The sequence below is a fragment of the Pseudomonas sp. P5_B2 genome (assembly GCF_056400445.1).
In genome coordinates this window covers 1-2457 of sequence record NZ_JBFULH010000594.1, presented here as the reverse complement: position 1 = coordinate 2457, position 2457 = coordinate 1, and the positions used below count along the sequence as shown (strand labels likewise).

The following is a 2457-nucleotide window of genomic DNA, read 5'->3' as shown; positions in this document are numbered from 1 at the left end:
CGCGCGGATAGCGCTGCGGTGTGTCGAGCATCGAGCGCGTCATGTTGTCGTAGAGCGTGAACGACCAGAAGTTCGCCTGCGGTATGTCCTTAGGCAGTGTCACCTTGTAGGTCTTGGCGCCGTCGAAGGGCTGTTTGTCTGCATCGAGCATCGTCCATAGGTACTGCGAACCGATGCCGGGCACGCGCATGGCCATCGCGGGCGTGATGCCGGTAACGCCGTAGAAGAACGCCGTCCGCGCGTCCAACTGGCGGTAACCGGTGGGCGGGAAGGGCTTGACGCCCTCGCGCGTAATTTCCGGGATCGGCGTCTCGAACTCATACCCGGACTGAAATAACATGTTCGACCACGACGAACCGGGGTAGTAATACCAACTCGGATCGCGAGCCCTCATAAACAGGGTGCGCGAGGTGGCATTGGCGAGCGCCGCCGCTTCGGTGAGGATCTTCTTCATGCGCGCATCCGGCGCGAAGGGCTYGTCTTTGACGATTCCGATCGCGGTCAGCGAGCCCATCAACTCGGGGTCCAGCGAAGTAGCCGGTTCCTGTTGCACCACCTCGTTGAGCAATTCAAAGGCGCTGAAATCACTGGGCGGAATGGTGTTCATCACCTTGCCGCTGCCTTCGTGGAACACGGCAGGTGGCGGTGGGGTGATCCGGCCGAGCTTGGCTTTTCCACTCAGGAACTCAGCAATGCTGGTGCCGCTGCCGCCCACTTCATACGGATAAATCCTGGTCGACTTCTTGATCAATTCGACCGCAGGCTTCGGATCGTTTTTATTCTCCAGAAACGCGCGGCCCAACATCAGCACGCGGGTGGTCCGGGAGCGGGCGACATAAAATCCGCCCTCAGGCAGCGGTCCGTCATACCCCGGCGGCAGTAAGAGGTATTTCCCGCCTTCGGCGCGGTCGGGTCCGGGCAAGCCGAAATCAATGACCCAGCGCCACCACATATCATCGAAGGTGCCGAGCGTCTTGGGCGGCGTCTCGACCACCATTGGGCCTTTTGAGAGGTCGATCCAACCGAGAAAATAGACGGTATCGGCGTTGGCCGTCAGGAACAGCGATTTGGCGTCCATCAGTTCGGAGAAGATGAGTAGTTCGTTGTCCTTTACCCCGATGTTCAGAAAGCCGTTGTGGCCGGCGGCCATGTTCACGGCCTGGTAGGTGTTCACGAACGCATTGAACGCGTGGGTGAAGTCCAGGTTGTCATAAACCGTGGCGGCGGTCTCCTTGCTCGGCATCCCGTCCTTGAAGTCGAGCGGACCGATGCGCGTCTCGACCTTGTCCGGCGTACTGATCGCCGGAGAGATTGGGGAGGCCGCCTGTGCGGCGGCAATGTGGGGCGAGACCAGCAGGGTGCAGATGAGGGCGGGCGCGATAAGCAGTTTCATTGTGCTATTTCCAGTTCCCGAGGATGTTTACGAGCGTGCCATTAGGGATGCTTGCGGCAGTCTTGCCGCAAGCACCGACCGACGCTACTGCACCAATTCGATCTCGCTTGGCCGCCAGGCTTTGGTGAAAAATGATTCGAGCGGGCTGTACAGGCGCAAGATGGTGAACCAGCCTTTATTCGGATCGGTTTGAATCCAGTTGCCCTCGTTTACATCGGTGGGTTTGCTCGGGCTGAAATACACGGTCGTTGAGCCGTCGCTATTGGCAGTGGCGGCGGGTGTCGGGAAGCTCTGGCTGCCGGCGCGGGGATAGCGCTGCGGCGTGTCGAGCATCGAGCGCGTCTGGTTGTCGTAGACGGTGAAGGACCAGAATTTCCCTGCTGGGATGCCCTTGGGCAGCGTCACCTTGTAAGTCTTGCCGCCATCAAAGTACTCACCCTTGGAATCCACAGTCTGAATGAGGTACTGCGAGCCGATGTCGGTCAGCCGCATGATCATCGCCGGCGTGATGTACGTGTAGCCGAAGAACATAACGGTCCGCACGTTCAGCGTGCGTGCACCTGTGGGCGGATTAGGGGTGATGACTCCGTCGGCACTGACCTGGGGCGGCGGCGTTTCAAAGTTGTAGCCGCCGAGGAACAGCGGGTTGAACCAGGTGGAGTTCTCGTAGTAATAGCCGCCGTCGGAGGGACGCCATTTCCAGTTAAAGGTGCGCGCTGCGGCATTTCCGATCGCAGCCGCATCGTTCAATATTTTCTTCATTCTCGCGTCTGGGTTGAATGGCTTGCCCTTCACAATGCCGATGGCGCTGAGCGATCCCATGATCTCCGGATCGAGTGCACCCACGGGTTCCTTCTGCACCACATCATTGATCAGTTCGAAATAAGTGAAGTCGCTGGGCGGCACTGTGTTCATCACCTTGCCGGTTCCTTCGGTAAATTTCACCGGCTCCTGCGGTCGCAGAAAGGCCCAGTCCAGTTTATGGTCCGGCGCACGCGCCAATGTCGCCTTGCCTTCCAGCGCAGAGCCGATGCTGGTGCCGTATCCGCCGGGCAGGTAGGGAT

General features: G+C 59.4%; 2 protein-coding genes. Both read right to left on the bottom strand.

The features are described from left to right. On the bottom strand, positions 1 to 1393 hold a 1393-nt coding region (locus tag AC1DRJ_RS24425; protein WP_477804418.1), incomplete at its 3' end, for a DUF1254 domain-containing protein. An 84-nt stretch (positions 1394 to 1477) separates the two neighbouring features. After that, on the bottom strand, positions 1478 to 2457 hold a 980-nt coding region (locus AC1DRJ_RS24420; protein ID WP_477804417.1), incomplete at its 5' end, for a DUF1214 domain-containing protein.